The organism is Gammaproteobacteria bacterium (genome assembly GCA_016705365.1).
Taxonomy (GTDB): domain Bacteria; phylum Pseudomonadota; class Gammaproteobacteria; order Pseudomonadales; family UBA5518; genus UBA5518.
In genome coordinates this window covers 1,516,576-1,540,033 of sequence record JADIYI010000008.1, presented here as the reverse complement: position 1 = coordinate 1,540,033, position 23,458 = coordinate 1,516,576, and the positions used below count along the sequence as shown (strand labels likewise).

At 63.6% G+C, this 23,458-nt stretch carries 26 protein-coding genes; 10 read left to right on the top strand and 16 right to left on the bottom strand.

The features are described from left to right. Nucleotides 1-58 precede the first annotated feature (58 nt). Nucleotides 59-730, bottom strand: a complete 672-nt coding sequence (locus IPF49_14715) for a TetR family transcriptional regulator (protein MBK6288858.1) — start codon at nt 728-730, stop codon at nt 59-61. Nucleotides 731-972: 242 nt separating this feature from the next. Between IPF49_14715 and IPF49_14710 the strand changes: the two genes are divergently transcribed. After that, entirely contained in the window at nt 973-2,091 is a 1,119-nt protein-coding gene (locus IPF49_14710; protein ID MBK6288857.1) for a phosphotransferase family protein, read from the top strand. 7 nt (nt 2,092-2,098) lie between these two features. Here the strand turns inward: IPF49_14710 and IPF49_14705 are convergent, their stop codons facing one another. Continuing rightward, nucleotides 2,099-3,232, bottom strand: a complete 1,134-nt coding sequence (locus tag IPF49_14705; GenBank protein MBK6288856.1) for a beta-lactamase family protein — start codon at nt 3,230-3,232, stop codon at nt 2,099-2,101. A gap of 139 nt (nt 3,233-3,371) precedes the next feature. Between IPF49_14705 and IPF49_14700 the strand changes: the two genes are divergently transcribed. From IPF49_14700 to IPF49_14685, 4 genes are all read left to right on the top strand, one after another. Continuing rightward, nucleotides 3,372-4,400: a diguanylate cyclase gene (locus IPF49_14700; GenBank protein MBK6288855.1), complete on the top strand. Its 1,029-nt coding sequence runs from the start codon at nt 3,372-3,374 to the stop codon at nt 4,398-4,400. Nucleotides 4,401-4,603: 203 nt separating this feature from the next. Continuing rightward, nucleotides 4,604-5,521: a MarR family transcriptional regulator gene (locus tag IPF49_14695; protein ID MBK6288854.1), complete on the top strand. Its 918-nt coding sequence runs from the start codon at nt 4,604-4,606 to the stop codon at nt 5,519-5,521. Next, nucleotides 5,518-6,633, top strand: coding sequence for an HlyD family secretion protein (locus IPF49_14690; GenBank protein ID MBK6288853.1), 1,116 nt, complete (start codon nt 5,518-5,520; stop codon nt 6,631-6,633). The genes IPF49_14695 and IPF49_14690 overlap by 4 nt, the downstream gene beginning before the upstream one ends. Further along, complete coding sequence (locus tag IPF49_14685; GenBank protein MBK6288852.1) at nt 6,620-8,236, top strand: DHA2 family efflux MFS transporter permease subunit; 1,617 nt, start codon at nt 6,620-6,622, stop codon at nt 8,234-8,236. The genes IPF49_14690 and IPF49_14685 overlap by 14 nt, the downstream gene beginning before the upstream one ends. 9 nt (nt 8,237-8,245) lie before the next feature. On the opposite strand, the gene IPF49_14680 is transcribed toward IPF49_14685, so the two are convergent. The 7 genes from IPF49_14680 to IPF49_14650 all read right to left on the bottom strand — a co-directional run bounded on the left by IPF49_14680 (nt 8,246) and on the right by IPF49_14650 (nt 12,029). Beyond that, a complete protein-coding gene (locus IPF49_14680; protein MBK6288851.1) occupies nt 8,246-8,602 on the bottom strand; it encodes a PilZ domain-containing protein in 357 nt (118 codons plus the stop codon). Nucleotides 8,603-8,687: 85 nt separating this feature from the next. After that, entirely contained in the window at nt 8,688-9,194 is a 507-nt protein-coding gene (locus IPF49_14675; protein MBK6288850.1) for a C40 family peptidase, read from the bottom strand. An 11-nt stretch (nt 9,195-9,205) separates the two neighbouring features. Further along, nucleotides 9,206-9,691 (bottom strand): DUF456 domain-containing protein, encoded by a 486-nt coding sequence (locus IPF49_14670; protein ID MBK6288849.1) that lies wholly within the window; start codon nt 9,689-9,691, stop codon nt 9,206-9,208. 49 nt (nt 9,692-9,740) lie between these two features. Further along, nucleotides 9,741-10,160 carry an aminoacyl-tRNA hydrolase gene (gene arfB, locus IPF49_14665; protein ID MBK6288848.1) on the bottom strand — a complete coding sequence of 140 codons (420 nt, stop codon included), beginning with the start codon at nt 10,158-10,160 and terminating at the stop codon, nt 9,741-9,743. Beyond that, a complete protein-coding gene (locus tag IPF49_14660; GenBank protein MBK6288847.1) occupies nt 10,157-10,765 on the bottom strand; it encodes a 1-acyl-sn-glycerol-3-phosphate acyltransferase in 609 nt (202 codons plus the stop codon). Before IPF49_14660 ends, arfB begins: the two co-directional genes overlap by 4 nt. Continuing rightward, on the bottom strand, nt 10,765-11,235 hold the full coding sequence (locus IPF49_14655) for a VOC family protein (protein ID MBK6288846.1): 471 nt from the start codon (nt 11,233-11,235) through the stop codon (nt 10,765-10,767). The genes IPF49_14660 and IPF49_14655 overlap by 1 nt, the downstream gene beginning before the upstream one ends. Nucleotides 11,236-11,369: 134 nt before the next feature. Further along, nucleotides 11,370-12,029 (bottom strand): SOS response-associated peptidase, encoded by a 660-nt coding sequence (locus IPF49_14650; protein ID MBK6288845.1) that lies wholly within the window; start codon nt 12,027-12,029, stop codon nt 11,370-11,372. A gap of 93 nt (nt 12,030-12,122) precedes the next feature. On the opposite strand from IPF49_14650, the gene IPF49_14645 reads away from it, so the two are divergent. Beyond that, on the top strand, nt 12,123-12,581 hold the full coding sequence (locus IPF49_14645; GenBank protein MBK6288844.1) for a cupin domain-containing protein: 459 nt from the start codon (nt 12,123-12,125) through the stop codon (nt 12,579-12,581). Nucleotides 12,582-12,603: 22 nt separating this feature from the next. On the opposite strand, the gene IPF49_14640 is transcribed toward IPF49_14645, so the two are convergent. Both IPF49_14640 and IPF49_14635 read right to left on the bottom strand, forming a co-directional pair. Further along, a complete protein-coding gene (locus IPF49_14640; protein ID MBK6288843.1) occupies nt 12,604-13,725 on the bottom strand; it encodes an acyl-CoA/acyl-ACP dehydrogenase in 1,122 nt (373 codons plus the stop codon). A 32-nt stretch (nt 13,726-13,757) separates the two neighbouring features. After that, nucleotides 13,758-14,945 carry an acyl-CoA dehydrogenase family protein gene (locus IPF49_14635; protein MBK6288842.1) on the bottom strand — a complete coding sequence of 396 codons (1,188 nt, stop codon included), beginning with the start codon at nt 14,943-14,945 and terminating at the stop codon, nt 13,758-13,760. Nucleotides 14,946-15,187: 242 nt separating this feature from the next. On the opposite strand from IPF49_14635, the gene IPF49_14630 reads away from it, so the two are divergent. The 4 genes from IPF49_14630 to IPF49_14615 are packed head-to-tail and all read left to right on the top strand — an operon-like array spanning nt 15,188 to nt 19,428. Continuing rightward, complete coding sequence (locus tag IPF49_14630; GenBank protein MBK6288841.1) at nt 15,188-15,622, top strand: OB-fold domain-containing protein; 435 nt, start codon at nt 15,188-15,190, stop codon at nt 15,620-15,622. 16 nt (nt 15,623-15,638) lie between these two features. Beyond that, on the top strand, nt 15,639-16,826 hold the full coding sequence (locus IPF49_14625) for a lipid-transfer protein (GenBank protein ID MBK6288840.1): 1,188 nt from the start codon (nt 15,639-15,641) through the stop codon (nt 16,824-16,826). A 31-nt stretch (nt 16,827-16,857) separates the two neighbouring features. After that, nucleotides 16,858-17,508: a carbonate dehydratase gene (can, locus tag IPF49_14620; protein ID MBK6288839.1), complete on the top strand. Its 651-nt coding sequence runs from the start codon at nt 16,858-16,860 to the stop codon at nt 17,506-17,508. A gap of 27 nt (nt 17,509-17,535) precedes the next feature. Continuing rightward, nucleotides 17,536-19,428 carry an ATP-binding cassette domain-containing protein gene (locus IPF49_14615; GenBank protein MBK6288838.1) on the top strand — a complete coding sequence of 631 codons (1,893 nt, stop codon included), beginning with the start codon at nt 17,536-17,538 and terminating at the stop codon, nt 19,426-19,428. A gap of 18 nt (nt 19,429-19,446) precedes the next feature. Here IPF49_14615 and IPF49_14610 read toward each other — a convergent pair whose 3' ends face one another. The 5 genes from IPF49_14610 to IPF49_14590 form a co-directional block, all read right to left on the bottom strand. Continuing rightward, nucleotides 19,447-19,911, bottom strand: a complete 465-nt coding sequence (locus IPF49_14610; GenBank protein ID MBK6288837.1) for a CYTH domain-containing protein — start codon at nt 19,909-19,911, stop codon at nt 19,447-19,449. Between the two features lie 159 nt (nt 19,912-20,070). Next, complete coding sequence (locus IPF49_14605; GenBank protein MBK6288836.1) at nt 20,071-20,838, bottom strand: glucose 1-dehydrogenase; 768 nt, start codon at nt 20,836-20,838, stop codon at nt 20,071-20,073. Nucleotides 20,839-21,250: 412 nt separating this feature from the next. Beyond that, nucleotides 21,251-22,093 (bottom strand): SDR family NAD(P)-dependent oxidoreductase, encoded by an 843-nt coding sequence (locus IPF49_14600; GenBank protein MBK6288835.1) that lies wholly within the window; start codon nt 22,091-22,093, stop codon nt 21,251-21,253. Between the two features lie 70 nt (nt 22,094-22,163). Continuing rightward, nucleotides 22,164-22,940, bottom strand: a complete 777-nt coding sequence (locus IPF49_14595) for an SDR family oxidoreductase (GenBank protein MBK6288834.1) — start codon at nt 22,938-22,940, stop codon at nt 22,164-22,166. A gap of 57 nt (nt 22,941-22,997) precedes the next feature. Then, complete coding sequence (locus tag IPF49_14590; protein MBK6288833.1) at nt 22,998-23,447, bottom strand: nuclear transport factor 2 family protein; 450 nt, start codon at nt 23,445-23,447, stop codon at nt 22,998-23,000. Nucleotides 23,448-23,458 lie beyond the last annotated feature (11 nt).

Sequence of the window (23,458 nt, the reverse complement as noted above, 5' to 3'; positions counted from 1 at the left end):
ATATCGAGAAAGTGGCACATTTGTACCACTTCACCGGATATCCGTCCAAGGTAATTTTTCATGATCCGCCTGCGGCCGACGTCGCGAGCACGCCCTGGAGGTAGCCGAGCAACACCACCCTGAGCGCGTCGGTATCAATCTTTCCGCTGTCATCGGCCAATAGCGCGCTCTTCTCGAGCCCGAGCAATACACTATGGGAAATCTGCGCATCCACTCCAGGTTGCCGCGATCCGACCGCCTCATGAAACACCTGCAGGAAGTCCAGAAATCCCTGTTGCTGGCGCAGCACCGCGGCCCGCAAGCGCGGCAGGCGCGCCGCCTCGTGCAGGAACGCGAATTCGAGCACGCGATCGCTGCGATACTCGCGAACCTGCTCGACCACGTAGGCACTCGCAGCCTCGGCAATCCGGCCCGGCAATCGGGCCCGCTCGAGCTTGCCGGCACGTGCCTGCTCCAGCAAGTCCTGTATCCGCGCATGAAACGCCTCGACATTGGCCTGCTGCGCCGAGGACCAGTACAGAAACGATTCGGCGATGAGATCGGCGAGGTCATGAAAATAATAAGTGGTTGCGGCCAGCGGTACCGCCGCCTCGGCAGCAACCGCACGATGGCTCACCGCGCGCAGGCCGTCGCGCGCGATCACCCGCAGTGCCGCTTCGATGATCTCGAGACGACGCTGCTTGCCGCTCTCGCGCACCACGGCTGGTCGTTTGCCGGTATCGTGTTTCATGCGCGGGATTCTACATCCTGGATACCGCGCGGTACGAGCACCGCCCCCGCTCAGGTCTTGCACCCTGGAGGAACCCGTTGACCGCGGCATGATCGCCGGTCTGGTTGCCGCGAAACGCCGCTGGCGGCGGCACTTCACCCATCCGTCGCGCTGTATCGCATGCCGGCTTATACGCTATGCTCGCGATCCGTCTGGCCGCGCCAGCGCTACCGTCAATCCCTGCGGAGAACCTATCTGTGGAAATGAACACCGCCGCGTCCCGCCCGCGTACATCTACCCGCGACCAAGCGCAATTGCAGCGGGATCTCGAAGCCTGGTTGCAGCAGCATCTTCCGGGAGCGCGCATCTCGGCGCTCGCGAGCCCCGAGAGCAATGGCATGTCGAGCGAGACCCTGTTGTTCGAGGTCGTGTTTGAACAGGATGGCGCGGAGCAACTGTTGCGCTGCGTCGCGCGGCTGCCTCCCGATGCTTCCTCCATACCGGTATTTCCGGTCTATGACCTCCACAAGCAGTTCCACGCGATGCGGATTGCGCGCGAACGCTCCGCTGTACCGGTACCACGCATGCTGTGGCACGAGCCGGATTCCTCGTGGCTCGGCGCACCGTTCCTGGTGATGGAGCGGGCCGATGGCGAGGCCCCGCCCGACGTGCCGCCCTATGTGTTCGACTCCTGGTTGCTGCGTGCAAGCCCTGAGCAACAGATGCAGTTGCAGGATTCCTCGGTCGCGGCACTCGTACGACTGCACGCGATCGGGCTTTCCGACGCGGACCGCGAATTGCTCAACCCCGCACGGAACGGCGCCTCGGCGATGCGGCGGCATGTCGCGGCGCAGCGAGAGTATTACGCCTGGGTCTGTGCCGATGGCATTCGTCATCCACTTATCGAGAATGCGTTCGAATGGCTGGACGCCAACTGGCCGCGCGAGGAAGGCGCCGAGGTGCTTAGCTGGGGCGATGCCCGCATCGGCAACATCCTGTTCAGCGACTTCAAGCCGAGCGCGGTGCTCGACTGGGAGATGGCCGCCACCGGCCCGCGCGAGCTCGACCTCGGCTGGATGATCTACCTGCACCACTTTTTCCAGGACTTCACCCCGCTGGTCGGACTGCCGGGCATTCCCGGCATGATGCGTCTCGATGCAGTTGCCGCCAGCTATGAGAAACTGAGCGCTCATCAACCGCGTGATCTCGAGTTCTATGCTCTTTACGCGGCCCTGCGTCACGGTATCGTGATGGCACGCATCGGCAGGCGTGGCGCACACTTCGGGGAGAGCGTGCTGCCGCCGGATCCCGATGACATGATCCCGCACCGCGCCGCAATCGAGGCCATGATGGAAGGCAGCTACTGGGCCACGCGGCGCTGAACGCCGCCTATGCAAGGCACTGGTAAAGCGCGCTTACCAGTGACGCTGCGCGCGGATCGCCGGTGGGGTCGAAACGCATGCGATTCATCACATAAGCGAACGAGATCCCCTTGGCGGGATCCGCGAATGCCAGCGATCCGCCGGCGCCGGGATGCCCAAACGCGGCTGGCGATGCCTCCCGCGTCAGCATCGGCGGCAGGCTGTAGCCGAGACCGAAACAGGTCTCCATCAGGATCACGCAGTCCGGGCCTTGCGAGGCAACCCGCGTGGCCGCCTCCAGGGTATCGGGACGCAACAGGCGTATGCCGTCCACCTCACCGATCAATGCGGCATAGAAGCGCGCCAACGCCCTGGCCGTGCCAACCCCGTTCGATGATGGCATTTCGGCCGCCAGCACCTCGGGGCGGTTCCACATATCGTCATAGGCGAACAGCGCGGACGGCCCGCTCATCACCCGCGCGGTAAGGCTATTCGCGCCGAGCAATGCTGCTGCTGAATGCGCGGTATCGGGTGGCACGAGCCGCGCGCAGCGCGCCATCTCGCGCCCGGGCAGTCCGACCCAGTAATCGAGGCCGAGCGGGCCCGCGATGGTGCGCTGCAGATGGGCGCCCGGGCTCTCGCCGGTGATACGCCGGATGATTTCGCCCAGAATCCAGCCAAAACTTCGCGCGTGGTAGCCATGCGTGCTGCCAGGTTCCCAGTTGGGTGCCTGCGCCGCGATCGCCGCAATGACCGGATGCCATGCCAGCACATCGTCGAGCGAGAGCTCCCCGTCAATCGCCGCCAACCCCGCACGGTGACTCAACACCATGCGCGTGGTGATTGCCTGCTTGCCGCCCGCGGCAAACTCGGGCCAATAGCGTGCGATCGGCGCATCGATATCCAGCCTGCCCTGTTCCACCAGCCGGTGTATGCAGGTTGCCGTGGGCCCTTTGGCCGCCGAGAACACCAACTGCAAAGTGTTTTCTTCCCAGCGTCCGCCGCTCCGCGGATCCGCGATCCCGCCCCAGATATCAACTACCGGGCGTCCCCCGAGATAGACCGTGCACGCGGCGCCCACTTCGTCGTGGGAAGCGAAGTTTTGCTCGAATGCCTCACTCACCGCTGCAAAGCGCGGCTCCGCAAATCCCGATATCTCCATTGCCGTGCCCTGCTGCTCGCTCATGGTCGCCTGCATTGTGCCATCCGCAGGCCCCAGCCGGCACCCGTCGATCCGGTAGCCCTGCACCTCAGGGTGCGTATAATCCGGAAGAACTCGCCTCGGCAATGGACCCCTCACCATGCAGCGTCCCGAGATACCCCCGCACGAAGACAAGCGCCTCGCGGCACTCGCCAGCCTCGGCATCATCAATTCGCCGGCAGAGGAGCGCTTCGACCGTGTCACCGAGCTTGCCCAGCGGCTGTTCGATGTGCCCATTGCCCTGGTTTCCCTGGTGACGGCGGACACCCAATGGTCGAAATCGCTGCAGGGTTCGCTGGCGCGCGAGACGCCGCGCGAACTTTCGTTCTGCGCCCACGCGATCCTGCGCAAGGACGCATTGTTCGTGCCCGATGCCCTGCAGGATCCGGCCTTCGCCGCCAACCCGCTGGTGGTTGCCGAGCCCGGCATCCGCTTCTATGCCGGATGTCCCCTGCGGCACCGCGGGCAGGCAATCGGAACGCTGTGCCTGATGGACCACAAGGCACGCTCCTTCGATGCCGAGCAGGCACGCCGTCTGCGTAACCTCGCGGATATCGTCGAGAACGAATTCCGCCTGCAGGAACTCGACACCGAACAAAACCGCCTGCTCAAGGAACTCGACGAGAGCATGCGCCAGGTACTGATGGACCCGGTAACAGGCACCTGGAACCGTCACGGCATCGATGAAATCCTGCCGCGCGAACTCGGACGCGCCGCGCGCGGCAATGACGCCATCGCCATTCTTCTCGTCGACCTCGAGTATGTGACCGCAGGCAGCGCCACGGCCGATGCGGGCATCGGCGATGATGTGCTGCGCGAAGTATCGCGGCGCTTGCGACGCTGCGTGCGTCCGCACGATGTGTTTGGCTTGTTCACCGCACGCGAATTCCTGGTGTTCCTCGGAAAATGTCCGCGCAGGAATGCGATCGAGATCGGCCAGCGCATGGTCAGTACGGTTCATACACGACCCGTGGAGACCCGGGGCGGGGATGTCGAGTGCAGCCTGAGCATTGGCATCTACTCGATGCAGGAAATTGCCGGACGCTCGATGGGCCAGATCATCGAGGCAGCCGACCAGGCACTGCACCAAGCGCGAGCAGCGGGACGCAACCAGTTGGCTCATTACTGACATGAGCCGTGCAAGTGTCCGCGGCGAGGAATTCGGTGCGCTCGGGGCAATGATCAAAGAATTGCCTGCCCGCGGACGCCGGAAACTCCCGGGGCGAGTGCGGCAAGGCCTGGCAAGGCTAAAAGGCGAATTCCAGAAAAGTAACTCGACTATATAGTAGTTATGAAATATATTAGACAAAGATTACTATATGGCATGATCCCGTGTCCGTCCCCGAGTTGGAACAAAGCTTCGCATTCCTGATCCACGACACCTCGCGGCTGATCCGTCGTGCGTTCGACAATGCCATACGTGACCTCGAACTCACGCAGGCCAAATGGCGCGTGCTCGCCACCCTCAGGCACTGCCCCGGCATAACACAGTCCGATATTGCCGAGCGACTCGGCATCGCCAAGGCGCCGCTGGGCCTGGCCCTGCAGTGGCTGGAGCAGGCCAACTGGATCAAGCGCGAGCCTGACCCGGACGATCGACGGGCGCGGCGCGTATTTCTGCTCGAGCACGCCGAACCGACCATCGAGATGCTGGAACAGCGATTTCGCAGCGTGGAATCCGGCTTCCTGCGCGGCTTCGACAGCAGCGAAGTCCAACAGATGCTCGAGAGCCTGCAGATCGTCAGGCAGGAGCTGCGCGCATCCGGCTCCGCGCCCGACGCCCGCGACCTGCTGCCCGACAATTACCTGAGCGTGCTGTTCGAGTGCGCGCGGTTGCTCAATCGACGCTTCGACGCACGACTTGCCGAACTCGGATTCACCCGTAACCAGTGGCTGGCACTGAACACCGTGTACCGGCGTGAGGGATTGAGCCAGACCGAGATCGCCGAAGTCACCGCGCTCGGGGTCGCGCCACTCGGCAAGTTGCTCGATGCGCTGCAGAAAGCGCACTGGATCGAGCGCCGTGCCGACCCGGATGACCGGCGGACCAACCGGCTCTACCTGACGCGCCGCGCGCACAACACACTGAAGAGTACCCGCCAGCGCTTCGAGACGCTGCACGCGGAACTGGAGCGCCCCCTGGGCACGATCCGCAAACAACACCTCGTGAACAGTCTCGGCTGGATCCGCCAGCGCCTGATCGAGGAAACCGCATACAGCGCCGACACCCGGCGCATCGGAGTCCAATGATGTCTGACAGCGACGATACTCGAGACACCGCATCCCGCAGACGCAAGCCAGGGCAAAAACCGCTGGCTGCGCTGGCCATCGCAATCCTGGCGCTCGCCACCGGGTACTGGCTCTATCAGCGCCACACCCATGTGTTCAGCGAAGACGCGCGCATCGCCACCCGCATGATCGAGGTGAGCACCCGCACCGCCGGACAAGTGATGGATTTCCCGATTTCCCAGGGCGACCTGCTCGAACCCGGTACGGTGATCGCCCGGATCGACGACCGCAGCGCACGGCTCGGCCTGCGTGAACTCGAGGCACAGCGGCAATCGATGCAATCCTCCTGCGAGCGCATCGAAGCGCAGATCGATATGGTGGATCGCAGTTCCGGTGGCAAGTTGAGCGCTGCCCGCTCGCAACTCGACGCCGCACTCGCCTCCATGGCATCGGCGCAATCCGACCTCCAGTTCAAGGAAAGCGAGTGGGAACGGGCCCAGTCGCTGCGCGAGCGGCAGATCATTTCACAACAACAGTGGGAAAACTCCCGCAATGCGCGTCAGCAGTCCTTGCAGCTGTTCCAGCGGGCGCAGGCAGAGGCCGAGAGCGCCCGCGGCAACGTGGTCGAGGCCGCCGCGGGCCAGAGCCAGATCCAGGTGCTCAGCAGCGAACTGCAAGGAATGCAGCATGAGCGCGAGCGCATCGACGCGTCGATCGAAAAGCAAAAGATACTGATCGACGATTTGCGCGTCGAGAGCACGGCAAGCGGCAGCGTCGACGAGACTTTCGTGCATGCCGGCGAATACGTGGTACCCGGACAGCGCCTGCTGTTGATGCACAACCCCGCCGACATCTGGGTCGATGCGAACATCAAGGAAACCGAGATCCGCCGCATCCAGCCGGGCAACCCGGTTGCAATCACCGTGGATGCCTATCCGGACCTGGAATTCAGCGGCCAGGTGGTTCGCGTCGGCCAGTCGGCGACGAGCCAGTTCTCGTTGCTGCCCAATACCAATCCGAGCGGGAATTTCACCAAGGTGACGCAACGCCTGCCGGTGCGTATCTCGATCGATCAATCGGGCAACCTGTTGCGCCCCGGCATGATGGTCGAGGTGGCGATTGATACGCGCTGAACTCGAACGTTATATCGCCAGGTTGCCGGACAATCCGGCGCTGGCGGCGCTGTTCCGCCGTTACGGGATGAATTTCCGCTGGTTCGCGGTATTCACCATCGTCACCGGGAATATTGCCGCGGTGCTGTCGGGCACCATCATCAATGTCGCCATTCCCGACATCATGGGCGCCTTCGGCATCAGCCAGAGCGATGCCCAATGGCTGTCGACCGCCAACCTCGCCGCATCCACGGTCGCGATGCTCGCCAGCGCATGGCTGGTCAGGCGCATCGGGCTGCGCGGCACCGTCATCGTGTCGATGATGCTGTTCCTGGTCGGATCGCTGCTCGGCGGGCTCGCCGCCAGCACCGATGTGATGATCGCCTCGCGCATCATGCAAGGAGTCACCGCCGGACTGCTCACGCCGCTGTCGATGACGATCATTTTCCAGGTATTCCCGCCGGGCAAGCAGGGCCTGGCAATGGGTGTCAGCGCGGTCGGAATCATTCTCGCGCCGGCCGTAGGCCCTGCGGTAGGCGGGATCCTGATCGATTCGTTCAACTGGCGCTACGTGTTCTATCTCGGCATACCGTTCTCGTTGCTGACGGTGGCCGGCGCCAGCGTGTTCCTTCCCTCGCACCAGGCCCCGGGGCGCACGCCGTTCGACTGGAGCGGCATGGTACTGCTCGGCATTGCGCTCACTTCGTTGCTGGTGGGTTTGAGCCACGGAGAGCGCGAAGGATGGAACTCGGACTATATCCTCGGCTGCTTCGCGCTCACCGCTTTCTTCGGTACCGCATTTGTACGCTGGGAGCTGCGCTACTCGCATCCGCTGCTCGACCTTGCGCTGTTCGCGGAGCGCAATTTCCTGATCATGTCGATCAACGGTTTTGTGTTCGGTGCGGGGCTCTATGCCTCGACCTACCTGCTGCCGCTGTTCCTGCAACTCGTGCAGGGGCTGAGCGCGACGACCTCCGGCGTACTGATGATTCCCGGCGGCTTCGCCATGCTTCTTATCTTCCCGATAGCCGGCCGGCTTGCGGACCGGGTCGATCACCGTGTCCTGATCAGCTGCGGAATCGGATTTTTCGCCCTCTCGTTCTGGTTGCTGTCAGACGCCGACGCCCACACCGGGTTCTGGTCGATAGCCTGGTGGATCGTGATCAGCCGTATCGGGCTCGGGCTGGTGATGCCTGCCTTGCAGATGGGTGCGCTGAGCAACATCGAAGTGAGCCGGCTGACCCAAGCCTCCGGCTCGTTCAACTTCATTCGCCAGCTCGGTGGCGCTTTCGGCGTCAACCTGATGTCCATCGCGCTCGATCGGCGCACCAGCATTCACGCCGACTACATGCTCTCCACACAGACTTTCGGCAACAGCGATACCCTGTCGATCCTCGGTCAGCTGAGCGGCTTTTCCCAGGCCATGGGTTTCAGCGGCACCGATCAATGGAACGCGGCGCGACTACTGCTGCAGCAGATGTTGCAACGCGAAGCGTTGGCGGCAGGCTTTCGCGACAGCTTCGTGATCGTCGCGATCGCATTCCTTCTGACCCTGATTCCTACCCTGGCATTGCGCAAGCGCATACCCGCACCGAGCGCTCACCTGGCACCGATCGCGAAATAAACCGCCGGATCAGAATGCGCGGAGGGTATCGAACAACATGGTCGCCGCGAGATACGGGATCTGGGCGGCAGCAGGAGAGTGCTTGCTCACAACCTGCAGCCCGCAGGCATAACCATCCGGGCCGCTGGTCTCGCGACACCAGCAGCATTGTGCCTCGAAATGGACCGACCGGGTGCCCAGCATGCGCGCCGCAATATCGAGTTGCAGCGCGACCCGGGACCCGGGCAGCATTGGCGCATCGCACCAGGCCATCAGGCCCTCATGCGACAGGTCCACCAGATCACCGAAGCGCTGCCCCGTCTCGGCATAGGCCAGGTCATAGAACACCAGACTCGGCTGGCGATTGGAAACCCTGCGTTCCGCCATCGCTCCTCCTGCGGCGCCCATCAGCGCGCTCATGCGGTAAGGTCACAGCCATTATTCGCCTGTTGCCGCGACGACGCAATGTATCTCAGTGAACACGCACCGCACGGCTGAAGCGGCGCGACCAGTATTTGTCGCCAAGGCTGGAAATCATCACCCCGGCGCGGGTGGAGACGTGCAGGAACTGCCGCTCGCCCAGGTAAATGCCGACATGACGCTCGAAGATGCCGGTATCGAAAAACAGCAGGTCACCGGGCACGATGCGTCGCTCCCCGACCTCCCTGCCCGCCGCGCGCTGCGCCGATGTGTCGCGTGGCAGCGCAACACCAAAGCGCTGCCTGAAGGTGAGCTGGGTGAAGCCCGAACAATCGAGCCCGTTGCGATCCGTGCCGCCCATGCGATATGGCACGCCGCGCCATTGTCGATGCTGCTCGAGCAAAGCCGCACGCACCGCGGCGGCATCGCCCAGTGCCACGTAACCCGGCACCCCGGGGTGGGTTTCGGGCTCGCTGTCGTGCCAGGGCATCCAGCCGCAGCCGCCCAGCGTGACCACCAGCAGCACCGTGGTGACGATCTTCGAGACGCGCGGCAACAAGCTGCTCCTCCTCACCAGCGCGCGATCAGGAACACGCCGATCATGGTAAGCGCCAGCGCCAGCTTGGCGGCAACACCCAGCACCAGGCCAAGGGTGGCGCCGACACCGGCCAGGCTCGCCTGGTGCAAGGAGCGCCGCGCCGACAATTCGCCGATCACGGCTCCGACGAACGGGCCAACGAAGAACCCGATGGGGCCGAATACCAGGCCCGCCACCGCGCCGAGCGCGGCCCCGAGCGCGGCCCGTGGCGAGGCGCCGAAGCGACGCGCGCCAAGCGCGCCGGCCACGAAATCGACCGCGAATATAAGACATCCGAGCAACGCGAGCAGCGACAGCGTGGCCACACCGACGTAGCGGAAATCCTCGGCCCAGGCCGCGACCACGAAACCCGCCAGCAACAGCGCCGCTCCCGGCAGTACCGGCAGCATGAGCCCGGCCAGCCCGGCCAGTATCAATGCCGCTGCCAGAACCAGCCACAACATCAATTGAAGATCCATCGGCCTCCCCCCGGCATGGGCGCCCGCGGCACCATCACGCCTTGCGAAATCACTCCTCGTGGCGCAACGGCCGCCGACTGCTCTTCAACTCGCCGCGGCGGCTCTTGTCATCGACGCGCCTGCGCCGCGCAGCCCGCGTCGGCCGCGTGGCCACCCGCACCCGGCGCGCCTGCGTGGCGCGCCTCAGCAATTCGCGCAGACGCTCGAACGCGTCCTCGCGGTTTTTCTCGAGACTGCGAAAACGCTGCGCCTTGATCACCACCACGCCGTCCTTGCTGAGGCGGTGATCACGCAACGACAACACCGCCTCGCGCACCGCTTCGGGCAGCGAGGAGGCACGCACATCAAAGCGCAGATGCACCGCGTTCGACACCTTGTTCACATTCTGTCCGCCCGCGCCCTGCGCGCGGATCGCGCTGATCTCTATTTCCTCGTCGGCGACCGACATGCCCGGCGCGAGCTCGATCATGAACTCTGGTTCCTCGGGTTGCGCCCGGTGAACTGGCTGTAATAGGTGCGAATGGCGCGGAGGTCGGCCTCATGATCGCCCGTCAGTTCAGCCAGCGGACCCAGATTCAGAATCCTGCTCGGATAATCCCACGAGATCAGCAGTACCGGCAGCTTGGCCAGCTCGGCAATGCGCAAAAACCCGCTTTTCCAGTTATCGACCCGCGCCCGTGTGCCCTCCGGGGTGATAGCCAACACGATCTCGGGCGTGTTGCGCAGCCGCGCGGCAAGCTCCTCGACCATGCCGAGCGGCGCCAGACGATTGGTTGGCACACCACCGGTAGCGCGCAGAAACAGCGACAGCGGCCAGAAAAATGCGCTGTCCTTGACCATGTAATTGAGCGGCACGCCGAGCGCGAAAGAGGTGCTCAAGGTCAGCGCCCAGTCCCAGTTCGAGGTATGGGGGGAGGCGATCGCGATGAAGCGCGGCAGATCGGGCAGCGTACCGGTCACCCGCCACCCGGCAAGACGCAGCAGCGTGCGCCCCAACCAGCGGGTAAAACCATTGCCCGATCGCGGAACCCGCCCGGGAGTGGAAGGAACGATCGCATTGCCTGCCCCTGTCATCACTGGCTGCCGGGGCCTCCAGGCGGCATCTGCAGGATCTCGACCAGGGTCGGATCACCACTGCGCTCGAGATACGCGAAGGTCGTGTCAGCCGAGAAGCGCTTGTACCAGATCGCGGCATAGCCGAGCGCTTCCAGGCGCGCGATCCAGGCATCGGCATCTTCCACACGAAAGCGGATATGATGCATGCCTTCACGGCCCTTCTCGATGAATTCACGGTGCGGACTGTGACCCGACACCCACTGGATCAATTCGATTTCGAGATCGCCGCTGCGCCCGAACGCAAGTTTCAGCCCGGCGTCCTCGTTACGCCCGCGGTAGCGCACCTGAGTCACCGAGCCATCCATGGTGCTGAACGGCCCGAACAGCGGCGCATATGCCGCCATCGACTGTTCGAGATCGCGCACCACGAAACCGATCTGGTCCGCCGGGGGCAAACCGAGTTGCTGCAACTGTTCAGGATTCGTCATCTGGATTCTCTCCGGGCTTGTCGGGATATGCTTCGGGCACGCCTTGTCGTTCGCGGAACCGTTCGAGCATTTGCAACGACGCGCGGCGCCCTGCCCAAGTTTGGCAGATTTGATCCGGCCGTGCTCTGTCCGGTTCATTCCTCCACTCGCTCCGGGATACCGGTCTCGTGCAGCAGATCGGAATTCTTGTTGCGCGCATCGTTCAACTTCGCGGACGCCGTGGCCACCACCATCACTCCCGGAAGCCGCGCCCGGTACAGGTCCGTCAGCTCCTTCGGAGGTACACCCACATCCAGCCAGCGCGCGAAATCCTCCGCGCGCAACATCACCGGCATGCGCCGGTGCAGGCGTTCGAGTCCGGGTGCGGCATCGGTGGTGATGATGGTGCAGGACTCGAGGTAGTTGCCGTCCTTTTCCCAGACATCCCAGAGGCCGGCGAATGCAATGGCGGCGCCCTCGGCCCGGATCAGCCACGGCTGCTTGCGCCCTTCGGACAGGGTCCATTCGATAAACGAGGATGCCGGCAGAATACAGCGCCGGTGCCGCAACGGTCCGCGAAACGCCTTGCTCGTGGCAAGGGTCTCGGCCTTGGCATTGAACATCGAGTAGCGCGTGTCGATCGCCGGCGCCCACGACGGCACCAGCCACCAGCGCATCTCGCGCATCCGGCGCCGCCCGTCCTCCTCGAAAACCACCGGCACCGGCTCGGCAGGTGCAACGTTCACCCGCGTCGCCAGCTGCGCGTCGATTCCCAGTTCGCGCAACAGGGTCTGCAGCCACGGATCATCATGCACGTTGTAGCGACCACACATGGTCCGGCAGTTTACCCAATTCTGTCATCGGGAATTGGGTACACTGCACGCATCGGAACACGGGGACAAACCAGGATGTATTTGGCGGCAGCGGAAATCGAGCAAATGGAAGGTGTGCGCAAGGCGCATTACCTCAACGGCGCCGCCGAGCGCCTCAACAAATCGCTGGGCGATGCGACCGGGATGAAGAATCTCGGCGTGCACCTGATCACGGTCGATCCGGGCCATCAGTCCACCGAATACCATGTGCATCGCTTCGAGGAGGAGTGCATCTACGTGCTCGCGGGTCGCGGTATCGCGGTGCTCGGCGAGGCGCTGCAGCCGATTGGCCCGGGGGATTTCATCGGCTGCCCGACCAATGGCGTCGCGCACGAACTGATCAATGACGGCGCAGTACCGCTGGTGTGCCTGGTCATGGGGCAACGCCTGGCGCACGACATCGTCGACTACCCGCGGCTGGAGAAGCGACTGTTCCGCAATGCCGGCGAGTGGAACCTGGTCGATCAGGCCGATATCGAGCAGGTAAAGCGCTGACGCGGCGCGGTTTCGCGCGAACTCAGTCGATCAGGGCCTCACCGCTGGCGCAGCGCGCGCCCAGCACTGCCAGACGCGCCGCGGAAGAGCCGAGCGTCATCTCGTTGTGGCGTGCCCACAGGCAATAGCGCCACAGCGTATTGCCACGATCGACCCCGGCGCCACCGTGCAGATGCTGTGCGGCATAACTCACCCGGTGTCCGACATCTCCCGCCCATATCTTGGCGATATCCGTTTCCACGACTGCCGCTTCACCGGCAGCCAGCAACGATGCCGCCTGGTAAGTGCCGAGACGCAGGCATTCGACATCGATGAAACAGTTCGCCGCGCGGTGCCCGACCGCCTGGAAGGTGGCGATCGGAACCCCGAATTGCTTGCGCTCGCTGGTATAGGCGGCGGTCTGACGCAGCATGCTGTCGGTCACCCCCACCTGGTGCGCACAGAGGGCGACGGTCATGTGACGGGTAATCGAGCCGATCACGGCGGCACCGCGATCCGGGCCCGCCAGAACGTCGGCGGCCTCGACCCGCACGTGGTCCATGCGCAGCAGCGATTGCGGCTCGTAGCTGGTGGTTTTCATTGCGCTACAACTCACACCGCTGGCCGCCGGATCCACCAGCAACACGACCACGCCGCCATCGGTTTGGGCCGCGATCAGCACCCGCTGCGCCCGGTGTGCGAACGGCACCGCAAACTTCTCGCCACTGACGCGATAGCCCCCCGCCTCGGCGCGAGCGGTGGTAACGCTCACGGCGGCATCCTCCTCGAGCGCCGCGCTCAGCAGCTGCTCGCCGGATACGGCGCCCGGCAGCAGGCGTTGTTTCTGCTCGGCGCTGCCAAACAGGCAGATCGGCAACACACCGCCCAGCAGGTGGCTGAGCACCGGCACCGGCGCTATGGTGCGCCCGATTTCCTCGCTCAGCAGTGCGAGCTCCATGAATCCGAAACCCATGCCGCCGAATTCCTCGGGCACCGCCAGACCCAGCAATCCGGCCTCCGCCAGCTGGCGCCAGAGCTCCTCGTCGAAGCGTTCGCTGGCGTAGTTGTCATAGGCCGCGAGCCGCACCGGCGTCGCGAGATCGCCAAGGATCTTGCGTGCCAGCTCCTGAATATCGCGCTGCTCTTCCGAGATTCCGAAATCCATTGCTCATTCCTCCAGAAATTGTCCCGCCCGGCTCAGCGCGCGGCGCGTGGCATCCACAAGCCCGCCGCCGAAATGATGTCGCGCTGTATCTCGTTGGCGCCACCGCCAAAGGTCAGGATCGACGCAGTGCGATACATGCGCTCGATGCGTCCTTTCAGCACATGCCCTGTTGCCGAATGACGGCTGACCAGGGAAGCCTCGCCGATCACCTCGCCGAGCAATCGATACACCTCGATGAAAAACTCCGAACCGTAGACCTTCGCCGCCGACGCATCCGCCATGTCGAGCGTGCCTGCGGTCATGGCCCAGGCCTGTTTGTAGCAAACCAGCTTCAGCGCCTCGACCCCGGCCCGCACACGTGCCAGGTTCATCTGCACCCAGGGCTGGTCAATCAGCCGCTGACCGTTGGCAAGGGTGGTGTCCATCGCCCAGCGCGATACCGTGTTGAACAACACCGCGGTCGGCCCGTAATTCACCAGGCTCAGGCGCTCGCGGTTCAACTGGCTGGTGATCAGTTTCCAGCCGCCATTGAGCTCCCCGACCAGGTTCTTGTCCGAGACCCGGATATTGTCGTAATAGGTCGCGTTGGTGCGCACGCCGCCCAATGTGTGGACCGGGGTGCAGCTCCAGGCCGGATCGGTGGTCGGTATCAGGAACATCGAGATGCCCTTGTGCTTTTTCGGCGCATCCGGATCGGTACGTACCGCGAGCCACACGTAATCGCTGAAATTGGCCAGGCTGGTCCACATTTTCTGGCCGTTGATGACCCATTCGTCACCGTCACGCACCGCGGTCGTTTTCAGCGCGGCCAGATCGGTGCCGGCGCCGGGCTCGGAATAGCCGATCGCGATGCACAGCTCCCCGGCGAGAATCTTCGGCACGATTTCACGGTGAATCCACTCGTTGCCATACTGCGCGAGCATGGGACCGACCGACTCGGTGGTCAGGAACGGAAACGGATAGCCCGCGCGCATCACCTCCTCGACAAAGATGAATTGCTCGAGCGGCGTCATGCCGCGTCCGCCGAGCTCCTTCGGCCAGCCGAGGCCGATCCAGCCATCACGCCCCATCTGCGCCAGCGCCGCGCGCCACAACGGACCGCCTCCTTCGCCGGGACTCTCGTCGCATTCGGCCACCAGCTCGGGAGTCATGAGTTGCTCGAAATAGGCACGCAACTCGCGCCGCAACGCCTCCTGTTCCGGGGTAAATTCAACCTTCATCGCCTGCACTCCAGAAACGCGACCATGCGCGCGATACTGCCTATCCCGGCATGGCCGTACAAGGGCCAAACATATCAATGCCGGCTGACAATAGCACTCAGCGGAAGAGGCTCTGTTTATTGCCGCGCGACGGCACGCACGTGTATCCTTCGGGTTTGCTCCGGCGCCCGCACTTCGCGGCGCGCCCCACCCTGAGTCAGCAGCCACCGGAGCGCATCGGCACCGGAACGCGGAGAACGAGAATGAGCGTATTGCCAAAGGTCGCAGCCCTCGAGGGCTGGTTCACCCTGGATGAAAAGGAACCGCAGCTGCTGGGCTCGCGCTGTCGTGCCTGCAACACCTGCTATTTCCCGAAACAGACCAGCTATTGCCGCAACCCGGCCTGCGACAGCAGCGAGTTCGACGAGGTACCGCTGTCGCGGCGCGGCCGGGTCTGGTCCTGTACCAATGCCGCCTACAAACCACCGGAACCGTTTGTCGCCGCCGAGCCTTTCGAGCCGTTCACGATCGCCGCGGTGGAACTGGAATCCGAGCGCATGGTGATCCTCGGCCAGGTGGTGCGCGGCGTCGAGGTGACCGATCTCAAGGTCGGACAGGAAATGGAACTCGTGCTCGACACGCTCTATACGGATGCGGAGTCGGAGAAAATGATCTGGAAATGGAAGCCGGTGGCCTGATGGGAGAGCAGAATTCATGAGCAACGACATCGCCATACTCGGCATCGGCATGCATCCCTGGGGCAAGTGGGGTCGCAATTTCGTCGAATACGGTCTGCACGCGGCACGCGCGGCAATCGCCGATTCCGGCGTGCGCTGGCAGGACATCCGCTATGTCTCGGGGGCAGCCACCATGCGCTGCGGTTACCCGGGCTATGTGTCCGGCGCGACCTTTGCCCAGGCCCTCGGCTGGCAGGGTGCCGAGGTGAACACTTCCTATGCAGCATGCGCCTCGGGCTCGCAGGCCCTGGCTGCGGCGCGCTCGAAAATCCTCTCCGGCGAATGCGAGGTCGCCCTGGTGGTAGGCGCCGATACCACGCCAAAGGGTTTCCTGGCGCCCGCCAAGGGCTACCGACCCGACGATCCCGACTGGGTGCGATTCCTGGTCGGCATCACCAACCCGACCTACTTCGCGCTCTACGCGCGGCGGCGAATGGATCTCTACGGTGATACGGAAGACGATTTTGGCCTGGTGAAGATCAAGAACAGCGAGCATGGCTTCACCAATCCGAATGCCCGTTATCGCAAGAAATTCACCATGGCCGATGTACACGCCTCGCCAATGGTTGCGCACCCGTTGCGCCTGCTGCAGATCTGCGCGACCTCGGATGGCGGCGCTGCACTGGTGGTCTCGAGCCTCGATTACGCACGCCGTATCGGGCGGGGCGATGCGGTACGGGTCGCGGCGATTTCAACCGTGACGCCGACCTTCGCCAGTGAAGTGGTCGAGATGCCCGACCTCGCGACCGATTCGGCGGCGGCGAGCGCGGTCGATACGCATCGTTTTCGCGCCTCGATACCGCTCAAGGCCTACGAGGAAGCAGGCATCGGTCCGCGGGACGTCAGCCTCGCGGAAGTCTATGACCTCTCCTCCGCGCTCGAACTCGACTGGTGCGAAGACCTGCAACTTTGCCCGCGGGGCGAAGCGGCGGGCCTGGTGCGCGAAGGCGCCACGTCGATCGGCGGACGCATACCGGTAAACACCTCCGGCGGGCTTGCCTGCTTCGGGGAAGCCGTGCCGGCACAGGCGCTGGCACAGGTCTGCGAACTGACCCTGCAATTGCGCGGCGATGCCGGCGATCGCCAGGTCGGGGGTGCGCGCGTCGGCATCACCGCGAACCAGGGGCTGTTCGGGCATGGATCCTCGGTGATCGTGAAGCGCTGAAGCGCGCCCCGGTGGCAGACGGAAACACACGATGAGCGATATCAAGGATCTCTTTACCAACAACCGTCGCTGGGCGGCGCAGATGAAGACGCGCGACGCCGGGTTTTTCGAGGCGCTCGCCACCCAGCAGGCACCGCAGTACCTGTGGATCGGCTGTGCCGACAGCCGTGTGCCTGCCAACGAGATCGTTGGCCTGCTGCCCGGCGAAGTGTTCGTGCATCGCAATGTCGCCAACGTGGTGGTGCACACCGATCTGAATTGTCTTTCGGTGATGCAGTTCGCCGTCGATGTGCTGAAGATCAGGCACATCATCGTCTGTGGTCATTACGGTTGTGGTGGCGTGGCCGCGGCGCTGGCGAACCGCCGGCTCGGACTGGTCGACAACTGGCTGCGTCATGTGCAGGACGTGCACAAGAAACACGCGGCAACCTTTGCCGGCATCTCCGACACCGTGCACATGAGCGACCGGCTGTGCGAGCTGAACGTGATCGAGCAGGTCCAGAACGTGTGCCAGACCACGGTGGTACAGGACGCCTGGGAGCGCGGACAGGAATTGACCGTGCACGCGTGGATCTACCGGCTGCTCGATGGCGAGCTGCGCGATCTGTGTGCCACGGCATCGAGCCGGGAACAGGTCGATGCGGCGATCCAGTCAGCATGCCAGCGACTTCGCGCCATCTGAGCGGATCCGGCAACAGAACCCCGATTCATGATCCAGTTATCCGGCGTCTCGCTGCAACGCGGCACCCGTGCGCTGCTCGCGGGCGCGGACCTGCGTATCCACCCCGGCGAACGGGCCGGCATCATCGGCGCCAACGGCTGCGGCAAATCGACCCTGTTCGCGCTGCTGCGTGGCGAGATCCACGCCGACGCCGGCGAGGTTTCCCTGCCCGCGCAATGGCGCATTGCCGCCATGGAGCAGGAGGTGGTGGCCACCGATCGGCCGGCGCTCGATTTCGTGCTCGACGGCGACGTGGAGTTTCGCGCACTCGAGGCGCAGATCGGGAGCGCGAGCGGCGCGGCGCTCGGTGAACTGCATGCGCGCTTCGCCGCCATGGACGGTTATCGCGCCGCGTCGCGTGCCCACGAATTGCTCGACGGCCTCGGTTTTGCGCCGCCCGAGCGCGAGCGCCCGGTGCGCGAGTTCTCCGGCGGCTGGCGGCTGCGCCTGGCGCTCGCACGCACCCTGATGTGCCCCAGCGAGCTGATGCTGCTCGACGAGCCCACCAACCACCTCGATCTCGATGCGCTGGTATGGCTCGAAGCGTGGCTGTTACGTTATGCCGGCACCCTGCTGCTGATCTCGCACGACCGCGATTTTCTCGACAATGTCGCCAACCGCATCGTGGCCTTCGAGGGCGGCACGCTCGGCAGCTACCGGGGCAACTACTCGAGCTACGAACTGCAGCGTGCCGAGAAGCTCGCGGGACAGCAGAGCGCTTACCAGAAGCAGCAGCAGCGCATCAAGGAGATCGAGGGTTTCGTGGCACGCTTTCGCGCCCAGGCCACCAAGGCGCGCCAGGCACAGAGCCGCCTGAAAGAACTCGAACGGATGACGCGCATCGCACCGGCACATGTGGATTCACAGTTCTCGCTGCGCCTGCCCTGCTCCGATCGCGTATCGACACCGCTGCTGAATTTCGAGCAGGCGACGCTCGGTTATGGCGGGGTGCCGATCCTGCGCGGCATCGAACTCGGCATCATGCCTGCGCAGCGTATCGGTCTGCTCGGCCCGAATGGCGCCGGCAAGTCGACGCTGATCAAGACCATTGCCGGCGAACTCGCGCCACTGACGGGCAAACGGCATTGCGGCGAGCATCTGCGGATCGGCTACTTTGCGCAGCATCAGCTCGAGGCGCTCGACCTGAACGCCACGCCGTTTCTGCATGTGCAACGCCAGAGCCCGGGTGCCAGCGAGCAGTCGATACGCGATTTTCTCGGCGGCTACGGCTTTCACGGCGAACAGGCGCTGGCCAGCGTGGGTAATTTTTCCGGCGGTGAGCAGGCGCGCCTCGCGCTGGCGCTGGTCGCCTGGCAGAAGCCCAACCTGTTGCTGCTCGACGAGCCGACCAACCATCTCGACCTGGAGATGCGTCATGCGTTGACGCTGGCGCTGCAGGAGTATCCCGGCGCCGTGCTGCTCGTTTCGCATGATCGCCACCTGCTGCGCAATACGGTCGATGAATTCCTGCTGGTGGCCGACGCCACGGTACAACCCTTCGACGGCGATCTCGAGGATTACCGCAAACTGGTATTCGAGCAGCACCAGCTTTCCAGCGGCGATGGAGTCGGCGAACGCGGCAAGCCGCGCACCGACCGGCGCGAGGAACGCCGCGCGGCGGCCGAACGACGGGAACAGTTGCGCCCGTTGCGCAATCGCATCAGCCGCCTCGAGAAGGACATGGATAACGCCCAGAGCGAGCTGACGACGCTCACCGCGCGGCTGGAGGAGCCCTCACTCTACGCCGCTGGCAACGACGCCACGGTGCAGGAGTTGTTGCGCGAACAGGCGGCACAACAGAAAAGCCTTGCCGTGGCCGAGGAAGCATGGCTGTTCGCCTGCGAGGAACTGGAGCAGCTGGAACCGGACTCCGGCAACTAGCCCGGGTACCGACCGTGCTCACCAGCTCCGGTACGGGTGTTCGGCCAGCCGGGAGTTGAAATAGCGCGGGTCGCCCGAGACCTCGGCGCCGAGCCATTCAGGCACGGCAAAGACCTCGTCCTCGCGTGCCAGCTCGATCTCCGCGATTACCAGCCCCGCGTTGGCACCGTCGAAGACATCGACCTCCCACAGATGATCGCCATACCGCACGCGGTAGCGGGTCTTGCTGATCACCGGATCGGCACACAGCTCGAGCAACATGCGCTCGGCATCGGCCGGCGGTATCGGGTACTCGAATTCGCTGCGACTGATACCGACGCTGCGCCCCTTCAGGGTCAGCCAGGCCTGCTCGCCGCAGCGCCGCACCCGCACCGTCGCGCGCTCCGTGCCGGCAACATAGCCCTGTACCAGTCGTTCGCCCTCGAGACCGGCAAGAAATGCCGTGTCGGCCACCAGGAATTTGCGCTCGATCTCGATTGCCATGTGTCCTGGTGCTCCCGTCAGCCACCGGCTTCGAATTCAGCCAGCACCGGCGCGCGCCGTTTCGCGCGAAATCGCGGATACGGGAACCGGGGAGCATCGGCGCCAGCCGCATCAGCCGCCATGTTCATCGACCCCGCTCTCCGGGAAGTCGTTGCGAGCTCAGAACCCGGGCAGGCTGGGGCTGCGCAGGCCGGCGTTCCAGCCGCCATCCACCGGATATTCCGAACCGGTGCAATAGCTCGCCTCGTCCGAGGCCAGGAATACCGCCATATGCGCGACCTCCTCGGCGTGCCCGACGCGTGGCAGCGGATGATGCTTGTAGAACTCGTTCACCTGCGCCAACGGGTTGCCGGCCGGATTGCCCATGACGGTATCGATTCCGCCCGGGTGGATCGAATTCACCCGGATGCCATGAACCCCGAGTTCGATCGCGGCGCTCTTGGTCATGCCTCGAATCGCCCACTTGCTGGCACTGTAGGCAATCAGGCCATTCTTCGACTGCAATCCGTCGACCGAGGAAATATTGACGATCGCGCCGCCTCCGGCCCGTTTCATCGGCTCGATCACGGCCTGCATGCCGAGAAAACAGCCGACCTGGTTGATGCCGATCACGCGCTGGTAATCCGCCAGCGAGGTCTGCGCAATCGCCGCCGCGAACAAAACTGCCGCGTTGTTGACCAGTATGTTGAGCGGGCCCATTTCCCCGGCAGCCGCCACCACCGGACCCCACTGCGCTTCCTTGCTCACATCGAGATGCATGTAGCGCGCATTCGCGCCGAGTTCTTTCGCCAGCGCCTCACCGGGTTCGTCGATTACGTCGGTAATCAGAACCCTGGCACCCTCCTTGACGAAGAAGCGTGCCTCGGCCGCGCCCTGCCCGCGGGCTGCTCCGGTAATGATGGCCACCTTGCCTGCCAGACGTCCCATATTCCTTGCTCCCGTTGCGATTGCTGTTACCCGGCGATACGCCGGTGTCCGCGGGGAATAGTAACTTCCAGCGCGGGTTTCAGAAACCGCGGCGGACCACGGATTGCCAAAAGTTCATGCGTGACGACCAGTATGGGCCGCAGCCCCAGGCCAACGGCCCTGGATCAGCGCCTGTGAACACACCTTTGAAGCCTTTGAACCACGTCCTTGCCGATTTGACCGGCGCACAGGAGAGTGAGCTTGGATACCAGCGCGCGCAATCAGTTTCTCGGGAAAATGACGCTCGTGAAAAAGGGCGCGGTCAACGACGAAATCGAACTGGAGGTGGCTGGGGCCCGCCTGACACCACTGTCGTTGCCTGCCTCGCCCGCTTGCACCAGCGCATCGAAGCTGGTCCTGCCAAGCAGTTCGATCAGTCATTCAATGGATAGTGCGTCAACGGGTCGGGCGCTCCTTTGGGTAGCCTGCCATCCAGGTCTGTAAAGCCATAGGCCTCTGCCATTTGCCGTGTGGTATAGATGCGACCGCTCCGAGTCACGACATCTGGATCAGCCGCAAGCGCGACTACGCCACGACCGGGAAAGCGCGGAGACTCCGCGTCTGTAAGATCAAGCTCCCACTCGTCGGCGTCCAGGGAGAGAATTCGCTCGGTCAGCACAAACGACGGCCACAGAGTCACCAGGGCAACCCCTTGCGCGGCGAGTTCACGCCCTGCGTCCTGGCCGATCCGGTCCAAGGCTGCTTTGCTTACACCATAAGTCGCATGCACAAAGAACTCTCGCGATCCCTGCGAGCTGATGTTTACGACGAGACCCTTGCGACGGGGAATCATGTGCTGCGCGGCATGCCATGTCGTCACGTAGACGGAGCGTGCGCTGACCGCCATCATGTCGTCAAAAAATGAGATCGGAGTCTCGAAAAATCGCTCGCCGTTGCCACAGCCTTCGGGCAAATCGAAGGCACTGTTCACGAGCACATCAATCTGGCCATCCTCGGCAATGACGCGGGCGAAGACAGCTTCAATCTGGGCATCCGAGCGCAGATCGCAGACGATTGGAACCGCGTGACCACCAAGATCCGCCGCCTCGCTGACCGTTTTCGAGAGGCTTCCCGGAAATGCGCTATCGCCTTCTGTCAGCGTGCGACCCAGGATATAGACTTTGGCTCCTGCCGCAGCAAGCTCCAGGACACAGCCCCGCCCGACGCCGCGAGACCCACCGGCCACAACCGCAATTTTCCCATCGAGCACGCCCATGTCTACTCCTTCGTGTTGTCCCGGAATTTCCGGTGTGGCTGCTTGCCGCGATTCAGAAACGCAGTAGCAACTAGAACTGATCGGGCCTCGACATCGCATCGTGACCACCGTCGACAAACAGCACGGAACCACAGCAAAACGATGCCCCGGACGACAACAAAAAATCCACGGCACTGGCAATCTGATCCGGTCGGGCTACGGAGCCGGTAGGAATGCTGGCGCCAAACTCCTCCATCAGCTTTCCAAATGCAGGATCATTCAGCAATTTATCAGTCAACGGCGTTTTGGTGATACCCGGCGCAACGGCATTCATGCGAATCCCCTGCCTGGCATAATCGGCGGCGTTGCGCCGCATCCAGCGGGCAAGCGCATTTTTCGAACCGGCGTACGCCGTGGGTCCATCCAGCGCATCAATCAGCTCGCAAGCCTGCTCTTCCTGCTCGTTCAAGAGCAGATCGACATATTGCTCGTTGAGCCCCGGCATTGAGGCCGAGTTGGAGGAGATGACGACAACGCTGCCGCTGCGTTTGACCAGCAAATCCATGACGCCTCGGATAGTCGCAAGTACGCCGAAATAGTTGACTCTCGTGATCAAGGAGCAAGGCTGTACATTCGGTCCCAATCCCGCGCACGGAACAAAACCATCCAGTCCATCGGGCGCGGCCGCGCTGATGCCATCCACAGCGGATTTCCGCCCCGCGGCGGTTGACAGATCCGCCACGATATCAGCATCCTTTATGTCCACCACAATAACGTTGTGACCGGAATCACGAAGTCGCTTTTTGACAGCCGCACCGATGCCGGTAGCTCCGCCTGTCAACGCATAGTTACTCATTGTCATACCCATCAACTGACTCGATGCTTCAGCTCCCGGAAATCGTTGCCCGGTATCGGCCGGTTGGCGTCACTCGGGTATTGCGTATCCCGATGGCAACTGCCCCATCTGCACCGTCTGGGTGCAGACACGCTCCGCGATACGCCAACCCGACGGGCCGCGTGTCAGCTTGTCAAAGTAATAGCCAGCGTTGGTGATCACCTCTTGAGAACCGTCAGCACGCTGGCGCGCCATCGGCGCCAGAAACATGCAGCGACAATTCGCACGGTCCCCGTCTATTTCGATACATATGTTGCTCGTGAAGTGCAGGTTTACCGGCCAGCCCTCGAGCGCGCGATGCAGCCACTCGAGCGTGGGGCGATAAGGCCCCTTCTTGCCGCCGGTGCTGGTGTAATCGACTGTCGCCTCCGGCGCAAAGACGCTGTCCATCAGTTCCCACTTTCGCTTATCGGCCATCCATGCGTAACGGTACAACAACTGTTCAATCTCGTAGCGGTCACCGGCGTGCTTGTCAGTCATCGGGGTCTCCT